The sequence below is a fragment of the Sphingobacterium zeae genome (assembly GCF_030818895.1).
Lineage (GTDB): Bacteria > Bacteroidota > Bacteroidia > Sphingobacteriales > Sphingobacteriaceae > Sphingobacterium > Sphingobacterium zeae.
The window spans coordinates 4,228,085-4,248,782 of record NZ_JAUTBA010000001.1 but is presented as its reverse complement, the minus strand read 5'-3'; the positions used below and the strand labels follow the sequence as shown (position 1 = coordinate 4,248,782).

The window sequence follows — 20,698 nt, the reverse complement described above, 5'->3', positions numbered from 1 at the left end:
AAAAGCAATAAAGGCTAGTGGGCTTTGTGCTTTCTCTGCCAGCTCAGCATATAGGTCAGTGCCAGTAGCAAAACTACTGCATTGGCATACATAATGACTGGAATCCGGAGGATAACATCACTATAGTATAATCCAGCGAGCAGTGCGCCAAGCCCTATTCCAGCTTCAAGTGAGATATACATGGTTGCTACTGCCTTGCCCCGATGTTCAGGTAGGCTAAGGTCGATCGTCCAGGCATTGACGGCAGGGGAGAGTATACCAGTGCCCACGCCATAGATGCTTGCGCCGATCATCATTCCAATGAAACTATTGCCCATACCGATAGCAACGAGTGCAATAGCAATAATGACTATTCCGACAACAATGACTTTTGGTCTCCCGTAACGGTCCGAAACTTTGCCGGATACGAAACGTATCAGCACCGATGCGATTGTAAATGCCAGAAAAAATAGCCCTTTATTTTTAAGTCCCAGGTATTCACTCCAATCGGGAATTAAAGTTAAAATGACTCCATAAGCGGTATAAGATAAAAACGTGACGATTCCAGCTGGAAGGGCACGCCATTCAATAATATCCTTGCGGTTTATTTTGAGCATGGAAAGATTGAATTTTTCTTTTTTCGCCAGTGTTTCTTTCATGTTAATGACGATAAGAATGGAGAGAAGTGCCATGAAAGAAGAACAATAAAACATAACATTGATACCAAAGGCCTCGAAAATGGCACTTCCAATTGCTGGGCCAACAGCTGTACCGACGCTAAAAGCGAGTCCATGCATGCCAAGAGCTTCACCCCATCTTTTTTGAGGAACCAGATCGGCGACATACGCAGAAGTTGAGGTAGGTTTAAAACCTGTGGAAAAACCATGTATCAATCGTAAGAATAGGAAGCCCGCGACTGATGTTAAAATGGGATAAAGAAAACCACAGATAAAACAGACGATGGATCCAATTGCCATGACAGGTACACGTCCCCACCGATCGGTCAATTTACCACTAAAAGGCCGCGAAATTCCAGCAGTCAAAGTAAACAATGCTATGATTAGCCCTTTGTACTCCGCACCCCCCAAACTGCTCAGATAATTGGGTAGTTCCGGAATAATCATATTGAAACTAGAAGAAAATAGGAGCGAGCTTAAGCAAAGTAAAATAAATTGTAACGTATAGATGGATTTCTGTTCAGCGGGCATGGCGGAATTTTATTGTGGAATGTGGCAAATGTACAGTTTTCGGAGCGATGAATGGATTCTCAAACCAATTTTTGTCTAGAAATCTCACTACAGAAGATCGTTGTTGCTACAGCAACATTTAAAGACTCTGCCTGCCCTATGCGAGGAATAGTAATGGCTTGATCGATCAATGCTGTTAGTTCTTCACTAATACCGTTTCCCTCATTGCCCATGACAATCAGGCCTTCATCGGTCCATTGGGTTTGATAAATGGATTGGCCATTAAGAAGTGCGCCATACACTTTCAATCCAGTAGCCGGAATAAAATCAGTTAAATCAGTATAATAGATCTGAAGTCTGGCCAGTGAGCCCATGGTTGCCTGTACTACTTTAGGGTTGTAGGCGTCTACAGTTCCAATGGAACAGATAATATGTTCGATTCCAAACCACTCCGCGGTGCGGATAATCGTGCCTAAATTGCCCGGATCCTGCACATCATCGAGCACAAGACTAAACTTGTTTTTTAAGTTGGCTGATACAATCGTTTGTTGTGATGGTAGTTTGACCAAAGCGAGAATTCCCTGCGGCGATTTCAACGCACTAATCTTTTGAAATTCAGTCTCCGTCAGTTCGTGGCATTTTATATTATGCGAGATTTTACCCACTTTTGTGCTGGCGTCGCCCGTATAGAAAATGGACTCAACCCGATAGCGAGAAGAAATAAATTCCATGACGGACTTTATACCCTCCACGATAAAAAGGCCGTGCTGTTTTCTAAACTTTTTATTTTGCAGAGACGTTATTAGACTGATTTGCGCTTTTGACAACATTTTTATTGATGATTAATTACCCTCGTTTTATCGGATTTGCAAGTATAACCTTTTTAGTGTCACTTTTTGCATCCTGCCGGTCTTCAAAATACCTTGACGATGACCAAGCTTTGGTTACAAAAGTACAGATTTCTGGTGTCAACCCTGCATTGAAAGAATCATCCGAAACGTATATTTCCAATCAAATACGACCTAATTCAAGGGTAAATCTCTTTATTTACAATACGTTCAATACTACAAACGGCCGCTATAAAACCAAGAAAATTCGGAATGTCGGTGAACCCCCTCATTTGTTGGATTCGGCAATGGTCGATTTGTCCGCTAATCAAATCCGGCGATTTTTGTTTTCAAAAGGATATTTTAAAGCCAGAGTAACACCCGAAATTGCTGTTTCGAAGAAGCGCGCGCATATAGACTTTAAGGTTGATGCTGGTGCTCCTTATCAAATTAGAGGTGTAGATCGTAACTTTGAAGAAGCAGATATAAAAGATATCTTTGAGCGTGAGGTGCTGCCAAAGACTGCTGTCAAGCCAAAGACGCAATACGATGCAGCAAAATTACTCGATGAAAGAGAGAAACTTTATGTTTCGATGCGGAACAACGGATATTACAATTATTTGCGGCAGTATATGCGTGCAGGTATAGATTCGGCTATAGCGGGTAATTTGATCGACCTCAAAATCAATGTCGAAAATCCATCGGATTCTACGATACACAAAAAGTATCAGATTGATAGTGTTTATATGACCATAAGGAATTATGGTACAATGTCAAAGAAGTCACCGCGTCGCATTCAAGATTCAGCGAAACGACTCTTATTTGTTGATGAAACAAATAGCTTTCGTTGGAAACCATTAGAGCGTTATATGTATTTGCGGTCGGGGAATTACTATTCGTTACAAGAGGAAAATAAATCCTATGACCGATTGTATGAGATGAATGGATTTCGTTCTGTCAAAATACAGTTTGTCAAGAAAGATTCCAATAAGCTTAATGTGCATTATGATTTTGTTCCAAGACCTCGAATGGGAAACCAGATAGAGGGTGAGTATACCTTTAGTTCGGGCATGAGTGGGTTCAATATCGGCAATACTTTTTCCCAACGTAATATTTTCGGAGGGTCAGAGCAATTGGAGGTTAAATTGCGCTACGGAGTTTTGTTTGACCCACGATTGGCAGGAGGGCTTTCTAGTAAGATCTTTAACAACGATTTTCAGGCGGGGGTCAACTTGGTTATCCCGCGCTTGATGGTCCCTTTTCGTATAAATCCGGGAGGGAAATTTGGCTTGCCTAAAACGACCTATTCCATGACATTGCAATTATTTGATCAGGATAAAACCTATTCAAACCGTTATTTTATTACGTCCTTAAATTATTCCTGGTATGAAACGGAGAATAAATACCATAGCTTCACGCCCATCGTATTGGAGTACCGGGATGGGCGCCTAGATTCCAATTTTCGGAACAAGCTCGTGCAAGAAGGCTATCAGCTGTATGTACGGAGTAACGACCGCCAATATTTCGGTCTGGGAACCCAGTACACCTTTGTGTTGAATGGAAAAAAATTGAATAGCAAGGAAGATTTTCAATATTTCAGAGGGACATTGGATATTAGTGGGAACTTTCTGGATCTTATTAGTTCTTTGGCAAAATTGCCTAAGAATGCCGACGGAGAGAAAAAGATCTTTGGTGTGCCGTTTCTCCAGTATGCCAAAACTGAACTCGATTATCGTTTATATCGAAATCTTGGAGGAAATAGACAGTTTGTCTTCCGTTTTAATCCAGGGATAGCGATTCCATACGGTAACAACTCCAAATTGCTGATTTTTGAAAAGAGTTTTTATAGTGGCGGAATGAACGGTATCCGTGCATGGCAGGCACGTACGTTGGGACCGGGTGCTTACAACCGCCAGAGTTTAAGTGAAGACCTGCGTTTAAATCTCCGTAATCTGGATCAACTCGGCGAAATTAAATTGGAAGCGAACGCAGAGTATCGTTTCCGGTTGCTCAATAATTTTTTGGGAGCCAAAATGAACGGAGCGACATTCGTAGATATGGGGAATGTTTGGCGTCTGAAGAAAGATGAAGAATTGAACCCTGGAGGAGAGTTTAAAATCAATAAATTTCTCGGGCAAGTCGCGATTGGTACCGGTTTTGGACTTCGTTTCGATTCAGAATATTTTGTGATCCGTCTAGATGCCGGACTTAAACTTAAGGATCCCCAGTTTTCAGGTGCAGATCAATGGGTTATTAAGCACTTTTTTGATTCCAAAGAATTTAAGGCTCAGTACTACGAAACCCACAAACCAGATCGATACAATTTTATTCAATATAATTTTGGTATCGGTATGCCGTTTTAAAGCACGCTTCATTTATTTTGACTTGCTTTCATTGATACGAAATCTAGGTAGGTCTAGGCGCTAACCGATAATATTTTTGAGACTTGAAAAAATGGATTCAAAAATTTTGCCTAAATCTAACCCCTGGGAATGATTGAATAAAAAGAAAACAATGGCCAGTGCGATTGCTGTCATAATCACTTTTTTAAACATATAAGCGATTCCTAGTACGATAGCAGGAATAACTAAAAACATCAATCCACTAATGGCAAATGGAGAAAGGCCGCTATCACTCTTGTAGATGTAAAATAGGCGCCCTTTAGATGTTTGCTGGTTTTTATGGCTAAAGAAAACGAATGTTGATGACTCAATTTTCTGATTTGGGACAGCAACACCATCGTGAAACTGTAAAGGTTGAGAGAAACCATTGATCGTAAATAAGTAATTGCCATTGATGGTCTCGTTGGTATTCCCTAAGGAATCCAATGCAATAACCGCTAACTTTCCGTTTTTTGAAAGATTTTCTTTGACGACAAAGTTTTGGATATTTTGCTCTTGAGCAGCAGCCCAAAAAGGTATGATGAATAGAAAAAATATAATCTTTTTCATTTTTTTATTTTATACAAGTCTACAGTGACCCACGCTAAATTTATTCTCCTAATGTCAAGAGCGTCTGGAACGTCTGCAGGGATCAACAAGCTTTATCCAATTTCTTTGAATTAACTCTGCAATTTTAGGTATTTTAATTTTCTTTTGGAAATGTTTAAAGTTTCCGGTACACGACACTACTATCGGGTACTCCGTCTCTTTCTACGGCAACAAAATAATGGAGGAGCCAGAGAAGCTTGCACCATTTGCATTTTTCACTCAAATAGTCTTGTGTTCATTAAATTTTACTATTTTTGAAACTAACCATATAAACTATTGTCAATGAGGAGTATATTATTATTTTTTGTTTTGGTGAACGCTGTGTGTTTCGGCCAAAAAAATGAGAGTTATCTTATAAAACAAGAGCTATTCCTCGGAAATAAGCTAGCAAACTCCAAATCGACTTATGTGGCCGTGTCTTCCAATAAGACAGTGTCGAAGAAGGTTTTCCCGCTGGAAATAAATACGAAAGCCATCACATTTACAGGTCCGGACAGGCAATTCATATTTTCCAGTTTATGCCCAGATAGTAATCTTAATGTTTTAAATTCGAGTGCATTGGCTGATATTTTGGTTCAATTGCAACAACCTATTTATTTTAATTTTCAAGGAAGGGAGACGATTGTCGATACGACATCGCTCAAGAGGGAGATTCGGGCGAAGGCCCTGCATTGGGAGCTAACAGATGATGTCGTAGCAATGGTGGCTAATAATATGACTGTGGTGGCGGCGGTGTTAAGCCAAGAGCTAAATCATGCCTATATAAACAAAGATTTTTTGAAAAGACTCCAAGTTGAGCCACAATTGGTCGAGAGTAAACGGTATAGCATGACAAAAAGCGATAAGCATAAAGTATATTTAACTTTCAGAGATACGTCTCAACAGTTGGAAGGGGAGCTTGTGATTGCTAAAAAAGGCTGTAAACTTATTAGTCTAAATCAACGACCCTATACGTTTGATAATCGCCCTGTCTTAAGTACAACAAACATACAGCAATTGGAGACCATTATGCATCCTACTTATGACGAAACATATGCTGAAATGCTATTATCAAGCAGTTTTGTGAGCAAGAAATTATTGACCGATGGGGCAGTTGATAGTGTGAAAGTAGTGGAGTACATCAAGAAATACGATGCTATTTTTCCCAATGATAAGTTTTTTGTGCAGAAAAAGTTAAATCTACTTCAGCAGATTAAAGACGATAAACAATACGACTTAACTTTGAAAAATACACCAGTAAATTTGTTGGCAGGAACACACCATCTCTCTAATTTGCTTTACAGAGGCGAGCTATCGAAGGATAAATTTATGGCTTTAATTCCTTTGCTGGACAAGGAAAAGAAATATAACTGGATACAGAATAGTTTATACCAAGGGTATGCACCTTCGAAGGAATACCTATCTGCTGGTGAACAGATCGAACTATTATTGAATGGTTTTTCTGAAGTGGAAAAACAATACATCTATCCTATGGTATTGTGGCAACGAATCGAGGACCAAGACAACGATCTACCACAATCTCGGAGCCTATTTAATGAGCTGATGGGGTTGAACGCTGATTATTGGACCAATGGAAATGCGGGGCGGTATGCTTTGATGGCCTTTAAGCGCTTGAGCACTATTGACGCGCAATATGGTCGGCAAATGTTAAACGACATCATAGCAAAATTAACAACACTTTACAATACGGATCAGACGGAACGTAAAGATGTAACACGTGCGCATCTTGCCACCGCCTATTATTTTGCTTACCAATTAATTCATAAAAATGATAGAAGTGAGGCCTTGGCTTATTTGGAGAAAGCTGCGCTATATTCTCCAAAAAAAGATGCTGAAATTGCCTATGATTCCTATTACGATACGAACTTTTTAAAGGCTAAAAACAACTATTCGGAAGATTATCTGACCGAACTGGCTTCGACGGGACAGAAGGATGCTGCCTTATCAAAATACATTAAGGAATTTTTGACTGTGCAGGGAACAAGCTACAGGGGCTTGCGTGATTTTTATCAACATTACTATTCAGATCAGAAGTTTAGCGAATTTTTTATGCAAAAAGTTGTTTCGCAGTTACCCGATGCCCCTAATTTTATCTTGAGCAACTTGCAGAATGGTCAAACCACAAAGGACGATTTGAAAGGTAAATGGACCTTGGTGGACTTTTGGGGCACCTGGTGCGGGCCATGTGTTGCAGAAATGCCAAAGCTTAATAATTTTTATGAGCAGCTCAAAATAGATAAAGAAAGGGCGCAAAGAATTGGTTTTGTCAGTATTGCGTGCAGTGATACAAAAGATAAAGTGAAAAATTTTATTGCCAAAAACAATTATACCATACCCGTACTCATGTCGGACAATCGGGTGGAACGGGATTTTAATGTGCAGGGTTATCCGAGCAAGTATATTCTAACACCGGCGGGGAAGTTGATAGCGATGCCATTTGGTTTTGACTGGCGGCAGTTGTTAGAAGAAATAGCCGTTTTTTAATATAATTCTCGCTATTTTAAAATGTATTTATTTAATCCCTATGAAATGAATAGCTAGTCAATGACCTTTCCATATACTTTTTTTTATGCTGCTTTCGTTATATTTAAGCAGAAAGGGAATTAATTGATAGTATAGCTAGAAATAATGTTAAAGCATTTAAGGTATATCGACGGCGCATCAGATAAATTTTGGGAAATTCAAACAACTGGGGCAACACATACCGTAACCTACGGTCGAAACGGAACGGCTGGACAAAGTAAAAGTAAAACATTCGACTCGGAAGAAGCCTGTCTAAAGGATGCCGAAAAGCTAATTGCTGAGAAGATAAAAAAGGGCTATTCTGAAGATGGTGCTGTAGGAGTCGATCGCGGTGAAAAAGACTCAGCTGTTCGACCGCTTTCGGTTGCTAGCCGACGGAAAGAAGAAGCGTTAGAGGCGCTGAAATTGCTTATCAAAGAGGCAAGGATTGAAAATATCATTCCATTTTTGGAAGAATACGCTAATGGCAACCTAGAAGTTTTAAAAAAAGAAATTCGTGCTGCCAAGCGCTACTGGGTTGATTATAGTGATCTCTCCAAAGATCCTGAATTTAAAAGTAAAGCCCAATACAACTGGGGTATACGAGGTACCAAGGCACATCAACGAACGGTGAAGTTGCTGGCGCTGGCCACATTTTCCGGCTCAGATGCGGGTAGCTGGAATATTTTTCATGAGCTTTTGAATCAAGCGAAGAGCCATGATGTGATGCAAATCCTAAACTATGCCAAACCCAATTGGTTGGGCAGCTATTTATTGCAGTTAGTTCGTAAAAATGATTCGGGAAAGCGCTTATTATGAAAAAGATCTTGAAGGCGCCATTATTGTTCATCTTCAAGAATTCCTTCTCGAATTAGGGAATGGCTTCTCCTTCGTGGCCAGACAAAAACGCATCCATATAGAAGGTGATGAGTTTTTTGTTGATCTGGTCTTTTACAACCGTCTATTGCAAAGTTTTGTGATCATTGAGATCAAGACTCACAAATTAACCCATCAGGACATTGGTCAATTGCAGATGTATGTCAATTACTATGATCGCATTGAAAGGCTTCCATATGAACATCTCACGATCGGCATTTTACTCTGTGCGAGTAAAAACGATGCGGTTGTGAAACCCACCCTTCCCGAAGACCAAAAACAAATCGTTGCCAGTCAATATGAGCTTTACTTGCCTACAGAGCAACAGTTGCTGGATGAGGTGAACAAAGAACTGGAAAGTTTTGTGAGTAAGGTTGGCGATGAGTAAATTTACAACGAGCATTATATATTTTTAAAATGCAACACTATACCGCTGCTACTCTCTTCTTTGCAGCTTGGAGATCAAAGTAGTTCGGATCCCATTTTTCACCTTTTTCTAAGCCGAGCCAGGCTCGCATCTCATCATGTTCTTCATGGTGTATATCTTTCATGACATCCTTTACATTTTGATATCCCCAAGTACTTCCGCAATCTTCCGGTGGGCAAGCACCTTTTCCCTCCAGTAACTCCGCTTTTAATACATGCTTGTCTAGAATGTCCTCGACCACAATTTGATGTGTCCAGCTATCACCAAAATCATAGATGTAGGTGAACTTTTGCCCTGTCTGATTTAAAATGTCTTTCAATATTAACAATTCGGCATCTTCGGTATTTCCTTCGTCCCACTCTTCGTCAATTATGGCAATCTCAGGATATGATCCAAAACCTTTCGGCGAAAACTGATAAAGGTGATAGTTTTTCCAGCCAAATGCTTCTTGTATCACTTGATGTAAACGGTCAAACGTGAAATAATCGGGAACTAATAACTTTCGCCACACTGGTGGTTTTGTTATCCCTTTAATCTGTATTTTTAATTGTAATAGCATCTGTATTTATTTTATTCCTCTTCACTATTAAAACAACTCCTAATAGCTGTAATTTTTGTAATCCCTCATTCTCTGTCAATCAATGGATGTTCTTGTCAATCTAAAAGACTATTTAGTCCTTCTTTGTTGAATAATAATTGACCTATTTGCAGATTAGACCATCCTGTTTTCAATACATAGGAAAAAGCTGGGGTCTCTTCGACAATCTTGCAGTCTATATAGTATGGGCTCACTTGGACGTAGGCTTCTGCAATTTTTTGCCGTAATTCAATTATATGAGTAGAGATAAAGAATGTAGAAGTAGCAAACTTTTGAAGACCCTTGATCGTTTTTACACTTATAACCAATGCATCTTCATAGTTGGTCCCCTTAAATAGCTCGTCGAAAATGGCGAAACATCGTTTACCCTCATGCGCTTGATGAACAACGTTTTTCAATTTGATAATTTCTTTCATAAAATGACTATAACCATTTTTTAGATCATCGCTGTGATTAATTTGAATCGATACATTATCATAAAAAGGAATGGTTCCAGCGCTGGCAGGCATAGCTAATCCCAAATGAGTCAAGTAAACGCATAAGCCGATGGATTTAAGCAGTGTTGATTTTCCGGACATGTTTGCACCTGTAATAAGTACGATATTGTTGTTTATAACGATATCATTTTTTACAGGATTAGATAGCAATGGGTGATATAGTTCTGTGAGTTGAAAACAATATTCATTCATTGTAGCGAACTGAAAATTGTTTTTATAAATTGCTTTCCCGATTGAAAAATAAGCTTCTAAAAGAGCTAGTTTCTCAAAAAATAAAAGCGTATCACCATTTTTACGGTTTTCAGAAACAATAGCGTTTAGCTCCTGGATGGAAATATAGCCTAGTGTACCTTTACGGATTTTGGATATATAGTGTCGAAGTTTGAAGGAGTGGAGGTAGTTTATGACAAACCTAAGATCCTCTTGATATTTATGGGGAAATTCATTCAGTTCAATATTTCCTGTGAGATCATTTTCAAGCTTGGATAAGAAGTTAATTAGTTGCGCATACTCGCCAAGTAAGATGTTGCTCTTACGTTTTTTGAATTTGTAAGCCAGAAAATCGACTTTTTTTAGGTACTCTAGTGGGAAATGACATAAGAACTTATGTGAATCTGCATACTCAATTTTAGTGTAATAGTAGTCATTCCCGCGTGATATGGACAAAATAATTTGTTTTAGGATTGTTTGTCTATCGTTGATTTGGGAGATAGATGATAATGGATTTTGTAGAAGTTTATAGAGCGCCGAATGACTATCTGAGTTTAATGTATAATCAAATATGGGTAAAATGTCTTTTGATAAAAATAAATCTTGTGTATCATTCATAATTGCTTTTAGGTTTATTGAAATTGTTTATGCTGACTTTACTCCTGCATTAAATCTTCGATTAGCTGAAGTTTTACAGTTTCCAAAATACCTTTTGGATCATCCATAATTACTATTCCAAAGATATCCTTTTTTATGGACGCATGGTTTCCATTGTTATCGCTGGCTTCATAATTTCCAAATATATCCTTTCTTACAGAAACACGGCTGCCTTTGTTGTCTTCAATTGTTTTGCCGCCCAATATGTCTGTTATAATGGTTGTGCTTTTACCCGCGTTATTTTCAATTGTCAGGTTTCCTAGAACATCCTTTGATATACGACTACTATTTCCTTGGCTGTCATGAATGTCTAAGCCACCTATAACATTTTTAGATACAGTGGCGTGGTTGCCACTCGCATCACTGATATCTAAACCGCCGAAGATGTTTTTTGAAATAGTAGTGAGGTTGCCGTGGCTGTCACGGATCTTCAAATTATCAAGGGTATTTATGAAGTTAGTGGATGGACTCCAATCTGGAATATCAAAATCTCCACTTATATTTTTCCTGACCGTTTTTTCCTTTCCTTCGTTATATTTTACGACTATATTGCCGGAAAGATCCTGTTTTACTGATGTTTTAAGTCCGTTGTTATCCGTTTTTGTATATCCGTTCCAGTGGTCTTTGCTGTATTTAATACTTTTACCCCAGTTGTCTGAAACGGTTACCTCTCCCCAGCTATCAGTTTTTATTTTAATGGAGCTTTTATCTAAGCCTTCCGAAACAGCTAATTGTGTAATATACTTTCGGATATCATCAGAAAGTGTATCAGTTAAATGGTTAGGATAGTTTCTATGGTGGGAGATCCTAGCTTTTACTGGCACTGTTATAGAAAATAAAAATAACAAATTAAATAAGATATATAGGCGTTTCATGGGGCTGTAATTTATGATTAAAATACAATTTTTTGATAAGAAAATAAAGTAAATGATTTTAATTCGCTTAATTCTAGCCGATAAAATGGTATTGTAAATTGAACTGTCACATCACTTCTTTTACAGTTCTTCCTTCCAATACCTCTGCACTCCATCAATAGAATCTTTCTGCAGTAGAGCTTGACGGCTACCACATAGAATCTTCATGCACTTTTCAATGTCGCTAACTCTAAATTTAATGCTTGATTCTGCTTTAAGCCTTTTGCAAATTTCCAAGGCATTAACTTGTCTGTCAAAATAGCTTTGTTCTATCCAAGTTTAAAGAAGTTCGAGCAGAGGTCTGTCAGTTTTTCGGGTGCTACCTTTCCGCGCATTTTTCCTTTTCCATATGGTGCGTGTGCCTTCTCCTTTTTCAGAATAAATGATATGGGAAAATTTGAAATCAATAGCTTGATTGAGCGACGTAAATGTCGCGCAACCGGAAAGGTGCGTTTTAATAGTAGGAGCGAAGCAAGCTTTTTTATTCATTGGTTAAAATGGTGCTATAAGAAGTGGCTACGGGGAAAAATCGAAGGAAGCACCGATATGGCAGTGGGGCAGGAAAGCCAAAGCAACGCTATACGTACGGTTGCATCCACTGTGGTGGATATTATATTACGAAAGAGCATCCGCATGATTACAGGCGAAAAAAAGAAAAATATGAACAGAAATATACTGAATAATTGATGATCGCTGCTTTTTTAATTTTTATTTTTCTAACATAGATTATTTTGTACATTTGTATCGAATAAAATCGAAATTGAAATGGCAGAAACTGTACAACCAAGAGGTCCAAAGACAACTGATAATAATGCGAATCAAACTCATTACTACAAAACATTGGTAGTAGCGATCGCTTTAGGTTTAATCGGTACATTTATCCGTTTTGTACCGGATGTTTGTACGTCTATGGGTCAACAAACATTTTTGTTTTCCGCAATAGCTAACATCTCCATGATCGTAGGCGCACTTATCGCTTTCAAAACCGTGTTCGGAATTTTGGGATTTGGAAAAAACCGTGACTAATTACTACTCAGCAAAGATATTGAAAGCTTCAGTTTACTGAGGCTTTTTTTATGATGTATAAAGCAAACCATATAAGAAGCTAGCAACACAGTTCTATTGTCAAATAAAAAGATCATATATAAAAAAAGCCTTCCAATTTTTTGGAAGGCTTTTTTTATATCATGTCTCGCGTGCTATTAAGCGAAAAGTGACCAAGTCGACCAAGGAATACGAGCGAGCATCAAGATTAAACCGATGACGAAGAAAATCAAAACGGTTTGATTTGCTTTTTTTGCATTTTCAATCTTTTTCGCTTTAGAATAGCCAATGGTGATCAATACAATAGCAATAATCATGGTCAAAGGGTGTTCAATGATTTTAAATCGTAACGAAGGATCTTTCATTACAGCACCAGAGATCATCGAAGGGTACTTTAAATAAAAGAATAAAATCAATCCCACCACTAATTGAATATGCGATGCGATGAAACCCAATAAAGCAATTTTACGATTGTACGGTTTGTTGCCTAGATAGTTTGATAGGGTGATCACGATCGATATCACCAGGGCTAGCAATAAGACAATTGCTATAGTCGAGTGTAAATGTAACATAAAAGCTCTCTTTAATTATTTCCTAAGTTAGCAAAGATAAAAATATATTGAATGTATTTGTTAAAAATCATTGTTCCAACAGAAATACCTCCGCAATTGGATGGAATAGGTACATACGCTTGCTGGTCAATTCCATGCATTTATAACGTTTCCTTATCTTTTCAATACGCTGAAATGAACGCCCATTTTTTAATTTAAAGAAGTGCCCATCCTCTAAGGATTCTACCGTAAGGGCGCTGCTTTTGACGGTGTCATATAACTTTAAGGTACGAAACAGGTGGATGTCCGTGCAGCTCGATGCTGCAGGGTTTTCCATATAGCGGTAAATCGCCTGGCTGATGTCGGTTGGGAAAATATTCAGTTCAAGAAATGGTCTCATTAGTTCCTTAAAATTATTTTTCCACTCCGTACCGTGTGGTTTGACACGATGCTGATGTTTATTCCATGTTTGTAAATGTGCAAATTCGTGAATCGTCGTAATCAAAAATGAATAAGAGTTTAAGTCATGGTTAACCGAGATACGGTGCGGGCTTCCTTTATACGGAGCGCGGTAATCTCCTAGCTTGGTACTCCTGGAACGAGAGATCTTAAATAAACAGTGCGTATGATTAATCCACTTGGATATGATTGGAGCTGCTTCTTCGGGCATGTATTTTCTTAGTGTAGCACTATAATCTTGCATGACATAAAAATAGGAATTTATTCATGTTAATAAAGCGCCAAGTCGACATTCTTTTGTCAAAAATAGAATTGATTTACTAAAAAAAGTAGTTTTAAATTTGGAAAAATGATATTATTTTTAGTATTTAGTGTTTGTAAATGTTGCGTGCGAATATGTCAATAGATTAGATGAGCTATGTTTTTAATAAAATGTATTGAAATCGTCTGATTTTTAGTTAAATTAACTGTAGAAAAAGTCATGTTAACATGCAAAATGATGAGGAAAGGTATTTCCTCCAAACTGTAATAAGACCTTTAAAAATATGCTGGATACCTTACATATTAAAAATTATGCGCTTATAAACGAGTTGGAAATCCAGTTCGACAAAGGTTTGAATATGATTACCGGGGAGACTGGGGCTGGTAAATCCATTATTATGGGAGCCCTATCGTTAATTTTAGGAAATAGAGTAGAGGGAAAATACTTTTTCGATCCAACGAAGAAGTGTGTGATTGAGGGAGAATTTAAAATAGGTTCTTACAGATTACTCAATTTTTTCGAAGAAAATGACCTAGATTATGCAGATCATACCATTATTCGAAGAGAAATCGCTCCCGATGGTAAATCCCGAGCATTTATTAATGATTCTCCCGTTACCCTAACTATTCTCAAGCAGTTAGGAGAACAATTGATCGATGTACATTCTCAACATGCAACATTGCAGATCAATACGGAAGAGTTCCAATTTTTAGTGGTCGACAGTGTCGCGGGCACATTTGCATTAAAGCAAGATTATCGAGATAGTTTCTTTGCTTATAAGAAAGCAAAAAAGGAACTCGAAGAATTTAAGGAGCTGGTAAAAAAGGCTGCATTAGAACAAGATTATTTTCAGTTCCAATTTGATGAACTTGATGCAGCGCAATTGGTGTCAGATGAACAGGGGCAGCTCGAAATACAACAGCGCCAATTGGAAAATGCAGAAGATATTAAGCGCGCGCTAACCGGTGCATCGCAGCTATTGGAAAATGATGATACGGCTGTTTTAAGCCGTTTGAAGGACGCTATGAACCAAGTGGAAGGTATCACTTCATTTCTTCCTGAAACAGCAGATTTGGCTGCGCGGTTAAAGAGCGCATGGATTGAGCTCAAGGACGTTGCCGCAGAGTTAAGTGCGCTTGAAGAAGAGACACAAATTGACGAGGGTACTTTGTTGGAAATTAACGAGCGCCTGAGCTTACTCTATTCATTACAGAAGAAACATCATGTGGACTCCGTTGAGGAGCTTATTCGACTGAGGGATGAGCTTGAGTCCAAGTTGATGGCCATAAATTCTTCCGATGAGCAATTGGAGCGGCTGGAAAAAGAGGTCGTAGTTAAGTTGAACATTGCTCAGAAAAATGGTAGGGAACTATCAGTAGGCAGGAGCAAAGTGTTGGCGTTAATCACAAAAGAAGTGCAAGCTACCTTAGCAAATGTGGGAATGCCCAATGCACGTCTTCAAATTACTTTAGAGCCCTTAAAGGAAGGAGAGATGCGGGAATCCGGAATGGATGCTATCCAATTTTTGTTCTCTGCCAATAAAGGGCAGGAAATGCAATTCATCCATAAGGTGGCCTCTGGAGGTGAGCTTTCACGGGTAATGTTAGCCATAAAATCTTTAGTTGCCAAAACTTCTGCCCTGCCGACTATTATTTTTGATGAAATCGATACCGGGATCTCTGGTGAGGTGGCGTTGCGTGTAGGTGAAGTAATGGAAAGTTTAGCTGAGAATATGCAGGTCATTGCTATTTCACATTTACCCCAGATTGCTGCTAAAGGTGCTGCGCATTATAAAGTGTACAAAGAAGATAAAGCAAATCGGACAATATCCAACATTGTTCGGTTAGACCAAGCCGGTAGGGTAAAAGAGATTGCACAGATGCTGAGCGGAGCAAATCCAACGGATGCTGCGCTGGAACATGCGGAGTTATTGTTGCGGGGATAGCTTGTTTTTGTAAGTGTGGTAAAGATAACTCTTTTAATAAAAAAAGATCTCAGAATTCTGAGATCTTTTTTTATTAATTACCACCATTTGTAGCATCTGTTAATGTGACTTTGACGAACATGTCTGTTGGACGAACAGGTTTATTATCATTCCCAACATAATCTGCATAAAGATATACTTTGCCAATTTTATACTCAACACGGTAATTATAAGGTCCAACGGCCGAAGGAATATTGATAAAAAAATCTTTATCATTATCGAATGATATAGCAACTCCAACATGTCCAAAATTAAAATACTTTGCATCTAATTCAGGAAAATCCAATTCGTTTGAAAAAGAGTATCCTGATTGGTCAACTGCCCACGAGGAAGATTTTACATTGGTACTGAAAGTTACTCCATCTAAAACGTTTACCTCTTGCGTGATATACTCCTTTTTACAAGAAGAGAATGAAACCAAAGCTGCGGTTCCAATTAGTGCTGCGAATAAAAGTCTTTTCATATTGTTTGTATTATTTGTGAGATTTTTTATTATATGACGATAAAATGGTTCGAAAGTTTAACGTCAACTTTGTTTATAACAAAAAATGCACCATAAAGGTGCATTTTCTAAAATAATGTAATAATACTTATCTAGGTCTTGTTCCTCCTGTGTTTGTTGGCGGTATTCCACCTGTTGGATATGGTTCTACCCTGATTTTAATAGCTCCAGTATTTAGGTAATAAGGATTATAATTCCCAGTTCCGTCTGCAATGGCTATTGGTTCTAAATAATTAAGTATCGCACCATAAAGATTGTCAGAATTATTAGTGGATTTCATTGTGAAAGTAGTGGTTTTTCTTTCAACTTCGGAAACTTTTCCAGATAATCCTATTTTAAAAATTTCTTTGAGCGTAACTTCAAATGAACCTCCGCCTTCTTTTGTAAAAGTATTTTCAATAGTTTCTGTACTTGTTCTTTCTTCTCCTTCATCAAACTCCTCTGCATGAAAAGTCCATAAGTTACCTAAATTGTAATTGTCCCACGTAGCAATTTGAATAGGATCAAACCCTACAAAAAGCCTTACAAATCCTTCTTTTCGACTTGTCGGCTCTTGATACAAATCTGTTTTTTTGCAAAATATAGCTTTACTTATCTGTAATGGAGTTCCATCTCTTTGAGGAATATTCACTGTGATTTTAATTTCAAGATCTCCTTCTCCCCAATCAGCAATTTTATCTAATACCGCTTTGCTAGTTAACTCAATTGCTCTAATATGCTCAGCATAATTTTGCGAATTTAGTTCTCCCTTAAGGATATTATTCTTAGGATCAAGTCCGTAGTAAACATAATCTCTAATATTTGATAATGGTAAACCTTTCGAAATAGCTTCTTCTATCCTTGGAGCAAAACCCATGTCTTTCGATCTGTCGGAACCAGTTCTGTCTGATGCAATTTTGCTAAAAGGTTTAGAATTAACTATTTGAACTGATTCGTTATCGATAAAAGGTAATCTTTCATTTGATTTAACTAATATAGTTGGAATTGTGGGCTCAATTTTTTTGTCCAATTCAATAATATTTAAACGAGTATTATATGCATATATCTTATTGCCTCCCTTATTGTTTCTAATGGCAATAATTGGCGTAGTCTTTTCTGTATCCCAATTATTAGCGCTGAAGATCGTTAGCTCTGGAACATAGATAGTTAATAGTGGGTTATTAGCGATAATTGATCTGATTTCTTCATTCTGTTCCGTTAACAAATCTAATACCGAGTTACCATCTTTCAGTTTTACAAGAACAAAATCTTTGACTAAAACATCATAATCCCCATCAAATTTTTCAAGGGCTTTAGCTTTTAAAGCCGCTTTAATTTCTTTGTTATCAATTATTTTTGCGAGAGACTTTGCAAAAGTATGATAATTGTCTTGGGTGAATTCCTGAATGATTTGGTTAGTTTCTTGATTGCTCGTTTTATCCTTTTGGCAGCTATATGTCAAAGATAGCAATGAAAAGAAGGTGAAATAAAGTTTCTTTCTCATAATTATTGTGATTTAAATTTAAAATCCACCATAAATATAAAGAAAAAGGTTTAAAATAAACGAATAATTTCGTTTATTTTAAACCTTTTGTTTGCGGATGCGTTTGTGATTACTTCTCCGCAGTATCTTTTGAAGACTTAGAATCTGAACTGGAAACCTCAATATCTTTGGTTTCAGGATTAATGCTCACCGTCAAAACCGAACCAGTTTGCACAGTTCCTTTTAGGATTTCTTCCGCAATTGGATCTTCTAAATACTTTTGGATTGCCCGTTTTAACGGACGTGCTCCAAAATTACTGTCGTAACCTTTATCCGCAATGAAATCTTTTGCTTCATCCGTCAAATTGATGGTATAACCCAAATCTGCGATACGCTTGAATAATGACTTCAATTCAATATCGATGATTTTGAAGATATTTTCCTTTGTCAATGAGTTAAATACAATCACATCATCAATACGGTTCAAGAATTCTGGTGCAAAGGCTCTTTTCAGAGCTGTTTCAATCACTCCACGAGAATGTGCATCAGACTGTTGTGATTTTGCAGCAGTAGTGAAACCCACACCTTGACCAAATTCCTTCAATTGGCGTGCACCAATATTAGAAGTCATAATAATAATAGTGTTTCGAAAGTCCACTTTGCGGCCTAAGCTGTCAGTCAATTGGCCTTCGTCCAATACCTGCAGCAACAGATTGAATACATCCGGATGCGCTTTCTCAATCTCATCCAATAAGACAACGGCATAAGGCTTACGACGTACTTTCTCAGTCAATTGACCACCTTCTTCATAACCAACATATCCTGGAGGCGCTCCAACAAGGCGAGATACTGCAAATTTCTCCATGTATTCGCTCATGTCAATTTGGATCAGAGCATCTTCTGTATCAAACATGAAGCGCGCTAATTCTTTAGCTAATTCTGTCTTACCAACACCAGTAGGACCTAAGAAGATGAAGGAACCAATTGGTTTTTTAGGATCTTTTAAGCCTGCACGTGTACGTTGGATCGCTTTCACCAATTTACCTACGGCATCATCCTGACCAATAATTCTTCCCTTCATCAGCTCCGCCATATTCAACAGTTTCTGACCGTCAGACTGACTAACCCGTTGCACAGGAATACCGGTCATCATCGCCACTACTTCAGCAACATTTTCCTCTGAAACAGTATAACGTTTAGATTTTGTTTCTTCTTCCCAAGCTATTTTCTCTTTCTCAAGCTCTTCGATCAATTTCTTTTCTGTATCACGCAACTTCGCTGCCTCTTCGTATTTTTGACTCCGAACAACCTTGTTTTTCTCTAATTTGACCTCTTCAATTTTATTTTCAATGTCGATAATAGATTGTGGTACATGTATGTTATTCAAATGCACACGAGAGCCCGCTTCGTCTAACGCATCGATTGCCTTATCTGGTAAAAACCTATCCGTAATATAACGGGTTGTTAACGATACACAGGCTTCAATAGCTTCGGCTGTATAAGTCACATTGTGGTGATCTTCATATTTCTCTTTGATACGGTTCAATATTTCAACCGTTTCGTCATGTGTAGCCGGCTCAATGGTTACGCGTTGGAAACGGCGGTCCAAAGCACCATCTTTTTCAATGTATTGACGGTATTCGTCTAATGTTGTTGCACCGATACATTGAATTTCGCCTCTTGCCAAAGCCGGTTTGAACATGTTGGAAGCATCTAACGATCCTGAAGCTCCACCTGCACCTACTATGGTGTGAATCTCGTCGATAAATAAAATGACATCCGGTGATTTTTCCAGTTCGTTCATGACCGCTTTCATACGCTCCTCAAATTGACCACGATATTTGGTGCCAGCAACCAAGGATGCGAGATCCAATGTGACGACACGCTTATTGAATAATACACGTGATACCTTTCGTTGAACGATCCGAAGCGCAAGACCTTCGGCAATCGCCGATTTACCTACTCCGGGTTCACCGATCAATAGGGGATTATTCTTCTTGCGTCGCGATAAAATTTGAGAAACGCGCTCAATTTCTTTCTCGCGACCTACAATGGGATCTAGTTTACCTTCTTCTGCAGCTTTAGTCAAGTCGCGGCCAAAGTTGTCCAAAACTGGAGTTTTAGATTTGATATCCGAAACCTTTTTCGGTTGAATATACTGATCATCTTCAGCGAAATCATCATCGCCTGTAGGTGAGCCCGGTGCCTCATCCTTAATAGTAGTTCTATTTTGCTCCACCTCAGATTTGAAGATGTCGTAAGTCACATTGTATTGTTGTAAAATCTGAGAAGCGATATTATCTTCATCTCGTAAGATAGCCAATAATAGGTGCTCCGTTCCGATGATATCCGATTTGAATATTTTAGCTTCCAAATAAGTAATCTTCAAAACTTTTTCAGCCTGTTTTGTTAATGGCATGTTGCCAATAGGAGCGCGTGAAACTGATGCTCCCTTCACTGCGTCTTCCACAGATTGACGTAGTGCTGTCGTGTCAATGCCTATGTTTTTAAGGATTTTTATCGCCATTCCATCGCCTTCACGAATTAAACCGAGCAATAAATGCTCCGTTCCTATATAATCGTGACGCAATCTCAAAGCTTCCTCTCTACTGTACGATATGACATCCTTTACGCGCGGTGAAAATTTTGCTTCCATTGAATACCTTTCTGTTTTATATTAAGGATATATAAATGTAGTAAATTCTGCATTTTAACCTTAAAATTATTTTAAATAATGTCATCAACAATTAAGCCATGACCTTGATACGTC

General features: G+C 38.2%; 18 protein-coding genes. 7 read left to right on the top strand and 11 right to left on the bottom strand.

From position 1 onward, the window contains the following. Positions 1-14 precede the first annotated feature (14 nt). Together QE382_RS17865 and QE382_RS17860 are read right to left on the bottom strand one after the other, a co-directional pair. Complete coding sequence (locus tag QE382_RS17865; RefSeq protein WP_182332949.1) at positions 15-1,187, bottom strand: MFS transporter; 1,173 nt, start codon at positions 1,185-1,187, stop codon at positions 15-17. Positions 1,188-1,246: 59 nt separating this feature from the next. Then, positions 1,247-1,996 (bottom strand): TrmH family RNA methyltransferase, encoded by a 750-nt coding sequence (locus QE382_RS17860; protein WP_307187117.1) that lies wholly within the window; start codon positions 1,994-1,996, stop codon positions 1,247-1,249. Positions 1,997-2,004: 8 nt separating this feature from the next. Between QE382_RS17860 and tamL the strand changes: the two genes are divergently transcribed. Then, positions 2,005-4,356 (top strand): translocation and assembly module lipoprotein TamL, encoded by a 2,352-nt coding sequence (gene tamL, locus QE382_RS17855; RefSeq protein WP_307187116.1) that lies wholly within the window; start codon positions 2,005-2,007, stop codon positions 4,354-4,356. Positions 4,357-4,416: 60 nt separating this feature from the next. Here the strand turns inward: tamL and QE382_RS17850 are convergent, their stop codons facing one another. Further along, entirely contained in the window at positions 4,417-4,944 is a 528-nt protein-coding gene (locus tag QE382_RS17850; RefSeq protein WP_307187115.1) for a hypothetical protein, read from the bottom strand. A gap of 321 nt (positions 4,945-5,265) precedes the next feature. Here QE382_RS17850 and QE382_RS17845 point away from each other — a divergent pair, with 321 nt between their 5' ends. The 3 genes from QE382_RS17845 to QE382_RS17835 all read left to right on the top strand — a co-directional run bounded on the left by QE382_RS17845 (position 5,266) and on the right by QE382_RS17835 (position 8,749). Then, positions 5,266-7,467 carry a TlpA family protein disulfide reductase gene (locus QE382_RS17845; RefSeq protein WP_307187114.1) on the top strand — a complete coding sequence of 734 codons (2,202 nt, stop codon included), beginning with the start codon at positions 5,266-5,268 and terminating at the stop codon, positions 7,465-7,467. A gap of 144 nt (positions 7,468-7,611) precedes the next feature. Then, a complete protein-coding gene (locus QE382_RS17840; RefSeq protein WP_307187113.1) occupies positions 7,612-8,304 on the top strand; it encodes a DUF6493 family protein in 693 nt (230 codons plus the stop codon). Further along, positions 8,279-8,749: a PDDEXK nuclease domain-containing protein gene (locus QE382_RS17835; protein ID WP_307187112.1), complete on the top strand. Its 471-nt coding sequence runs from the start codon at positions 8,279-8,281 to the stop codon at positions 8,747-8,749. The genes QE382_RS17840 and QE382_RS17835 overlap by 26 nt, the downstream gene beginning before the upstream one ends. A gap of 37 nt (positions 8,750-8,786) precedes the next feature. Here the strand turns inward: QE382_RS17835 and QE382_RS17830 are convergent, their stop codons facing one another. The 3 genes from QE382_RS17830 to QE382_RS17820 form a co-directional block, all read right to left on the bottom strand. Continuing rightward, on the bottom strand, positions 8,787-9,347 hold the full coding sequence (locus QE382_RS17830; protein ID WP_307187111.1) for a plasmid pRiA4b ORF-3 family protein: 561 nt from the start codon (positions 9,345-9,347) through the stop codon (positions 8,787-8,789). A gap of 95 nt (positions 9,348-9,442) precedes the next feature. Continuing rightward, positions 9,443-10,711 (bottom strand): MutS-related protein, encoded by a 1,269-nt coding sequence (locus QE382_RS17825; protein ID WP_307187110.1) that lies wholly within the window; start codon positions 10,709-10,711, stop codon positions 9,443-9,445. A 38-nt stretch (positions 10,712-10,749) separates the two neighbouring features. Next, entirely contained in the window at positions 10,750-11,598 is an 849-nt protein-coding gene (locus tag QE382_RS17820; protein WP_307187109.1) for a hypothetical protein, read from the bottom strand. A 453-nt stretch (positions 11,599-12,051) separates the two neighbouring features. Between QE382_RS17820 and QE382_RS17815 the strand changes: the two genes are divergently transcribed. Both QE382_RS17815 and QE382_RS17810 read left to right on the top strand, forming a co-directional pair. After that, entirely contained in the window at positions 12,052-12,351 is a 300-nt protein-coding gene (locus tag QE382_RS17815) for a hypothetical protein (RefSeq protein WP_307187108.1), read from the top strand. 78 nt (positions 12,352-12,429) lie between these two features. Continuing rightward, positions 12,430-12,690, top strand: coding sequence for a hypothetical protein (locus tag QE382_RS17810; protein WP_209579127.1), 261 nt, complete (start codon positions 12,430-12,432; stop codon positions 12,688-12,690). Positions 12,691-12,866: 176 nt separating this feature from the next. Here QE382_RS17810 and QE382_RS17805 read toward each other — a convergent pair whose 3' ends face one another. Together QE382_RS17805 and QE382_RS17800 are read right to left on the bottom strand one after the other, a co-directional pair. Beyond that, complete coding sequence (locus QE382_RS17805; protein ID WP_293953624.1) at positions 12,867-13,280, bottom strand: hypothetical protein; 414 nt, start codon at positions 13,278-13,280, stop codon at positions 12,867-12,869. Between the two features lie 67 nt (positions 13,281-13,347). After that, positions 13,348-13,962 carry a SprT family zinc-dependent metalloprotease gene (locus QE382_RS17800; protein ID WP_307187107.1) on the bottom strand — a complete coding sequence of 205 codons (615 nt, stop codon included), beginning with the start codon at positions 13,960-13,962 and terminating at the stop codon, positions 13,348-13,350. 301 nt (positions 13,963-14,263) lie between these two features. Here QE382_RS17800 and recN point away from each other — a divergent pair, with 301 nt between their 5' ends. Next, positions 14,264-15,925, top strand: coding sequence for a DNA repair protein RecN (gene recN, locus QE382_RS17795; RefSeq protein ID WP_307187106.1), 1,662 nt, complete (start codon positions 14,264-14,266; stop codon positions 15,923-15,925). Positions 15,926-15,998: 73 nt separating this feature from the next. Here recN and QE382_RS17790 read toward each other — a convergent pair whose 3' ends face one another. From QE382_RS17790 to QE382_RS17780, 3 genes are all read right to left on the bottom strand, one after another. After that, on the bottom strand, positions 15,999-16,427 hold the full coding sequence (locus QE382_RS17790) for a hypothetical protein (RefSeq protein WP_307187104.1): 429 nt from the start codon (positions 16,425-16,427) through the stop codon (positions 15,999-16,001). A gap of 127 nt (positions 16,428-16,554) precedes the next feature. Continuing rightward, positions 16,555-17,949, bottom strand: coding sequence for a hypothetical protein (locus tag QE382_RS17785; RefSeq protein ID WP_307187103.1), 1,395 nt, complete (start codon positions 17,947-17,949; stop codon positions 16,555-16,557). Between the two features lie 109 nt (positions 17,950-18,058). Further along, positions 18,059-20,584, bottom strand: a complete 2,526-nt coding sequence (locus QE382_RS17780; RefSeq protein ID WP_293953631.1) for an ATP-dependent Clp protease ATP-binding subunit — start codon at positions 20,582-20,584, stop codon at positions 18,059-18,061. Positions 20,585-20,698 lie beyond the last annotated feature (114 nt).

Bases quoted from the DNA above. Each gene is read 5' to 3' on its own strand.
- QE382_RS17865 (WP_182332949.1), bottom strand. From the start codon at position 1,187: ATGCCCGCTGAACAGAAATCCATCTATACGTTACAATTTATTTTACTT.
- QE382_RS17860 (WP_307187117.1), bottom strand. From the start codon at position 1,996: ATGTTGTCAAAAGCGCAAATCAGTCTAATAACGTCTCTGCAAAATAAA.
- tamL (WP_307187116.1), top strand. From the start codon at position 2,005: ATGATTAATTACCCTCGTTTTATCGGATTTGCAAGTATAACCTTTTTA.
- QE382_RS17850 (WP_307187115.1), bottom strand. From the start codon at position 4,944: ATGAAAAAGATTATATTTTTTCTATTCATCATACCTTTTTGGGCTGCT.
- QE382_RS17845 (WP_307187114.1), top strand. From the start codon at position 5,266: ATGAGGAGTATATTATTATTTTTTGTTTTGGTGAACGCTGTGTGTTTC.
- QE382_RS17840 (WP_307187113.1), top strand. From the start codon at position 7,612: ATGTTAAAGCATTTAAGGTATATCGACGGCGCATCAGATAAATTTTGG.
- QE382_RS17835 (WP_307187112.1), top strand. From the start codon at position 8,279: ATGATTCGGGAAAGCGCTTATTATGAAAAAGATCTTGAAGGCGCCATT.
- QE382_RS17830 (WP_307187111.1), bottom strand. From the start codon at position 9,347: ATGCTATTACAATTAAAAATACAGATTAAAGGGATAACAAAACCACCA.
- QE382_RS17825 (WP_307187110.1), bottom strand. From the start codon at position 10,711: ATGAATGATACACAAGATTTATTTTTATCAAAAGACATTTTACCCATA.
- QE382_RS17815 (WP_307187108.1), top strand. From the start codon at position 12,052: ATGGGAAAATTTGAAATCAATAGCTTGATTGAGCGACGTAAATGTCGC.
- QE382_RS17810 (WP_209579127.1), top strand. From the start codon at position 12,430: ATGGCAGAAACTGTACAACCAAGAGGTCCAAAGACAACTGATAATAAT.
- QE382_RS17805 (WP_293953624.1), bottom strand. From the start codon at position 13,280: ATGTTACATTTACACTCGACTATAGCAATTGTCTTATTGCTAGCCCTG.
- QE382_RS17800 (WP_307187107.1), bottom strand. From the start codon at position 13,962: ATGCAAGATTATAGTGCTACACTAAGAAAATACATGCCCGAAGAAGCA.
- recN (WP_307187106.1), top strand. From the start codon at position 14,264: ATGCTGGATACCTTACATATTAAAAATTATGCGCTTATAAACGAGTTG.
- QE382_RS17790 (WP_307187104.1), bottom strand. From the start codon at position 16,427: ATGAAAAGACTTTTATTCGCAGCACTAATTGGAACCGCAGCTTTGGTT.
- QE382_RS17785 (WP_307187103.1), bottom strand. From the start codon at position 17,949: ATGAGAAAGAAACTTTATTTCACCTTCTTTTCATTGCTATCTTTGACA.
- QE382_RS17780 (WP_293953631.1), bottom strand. From the start codon at position 20,584: ATGGAAGCAAAATTTTCACCGCGCGTAAAGGATGTCATATCGTACAGT.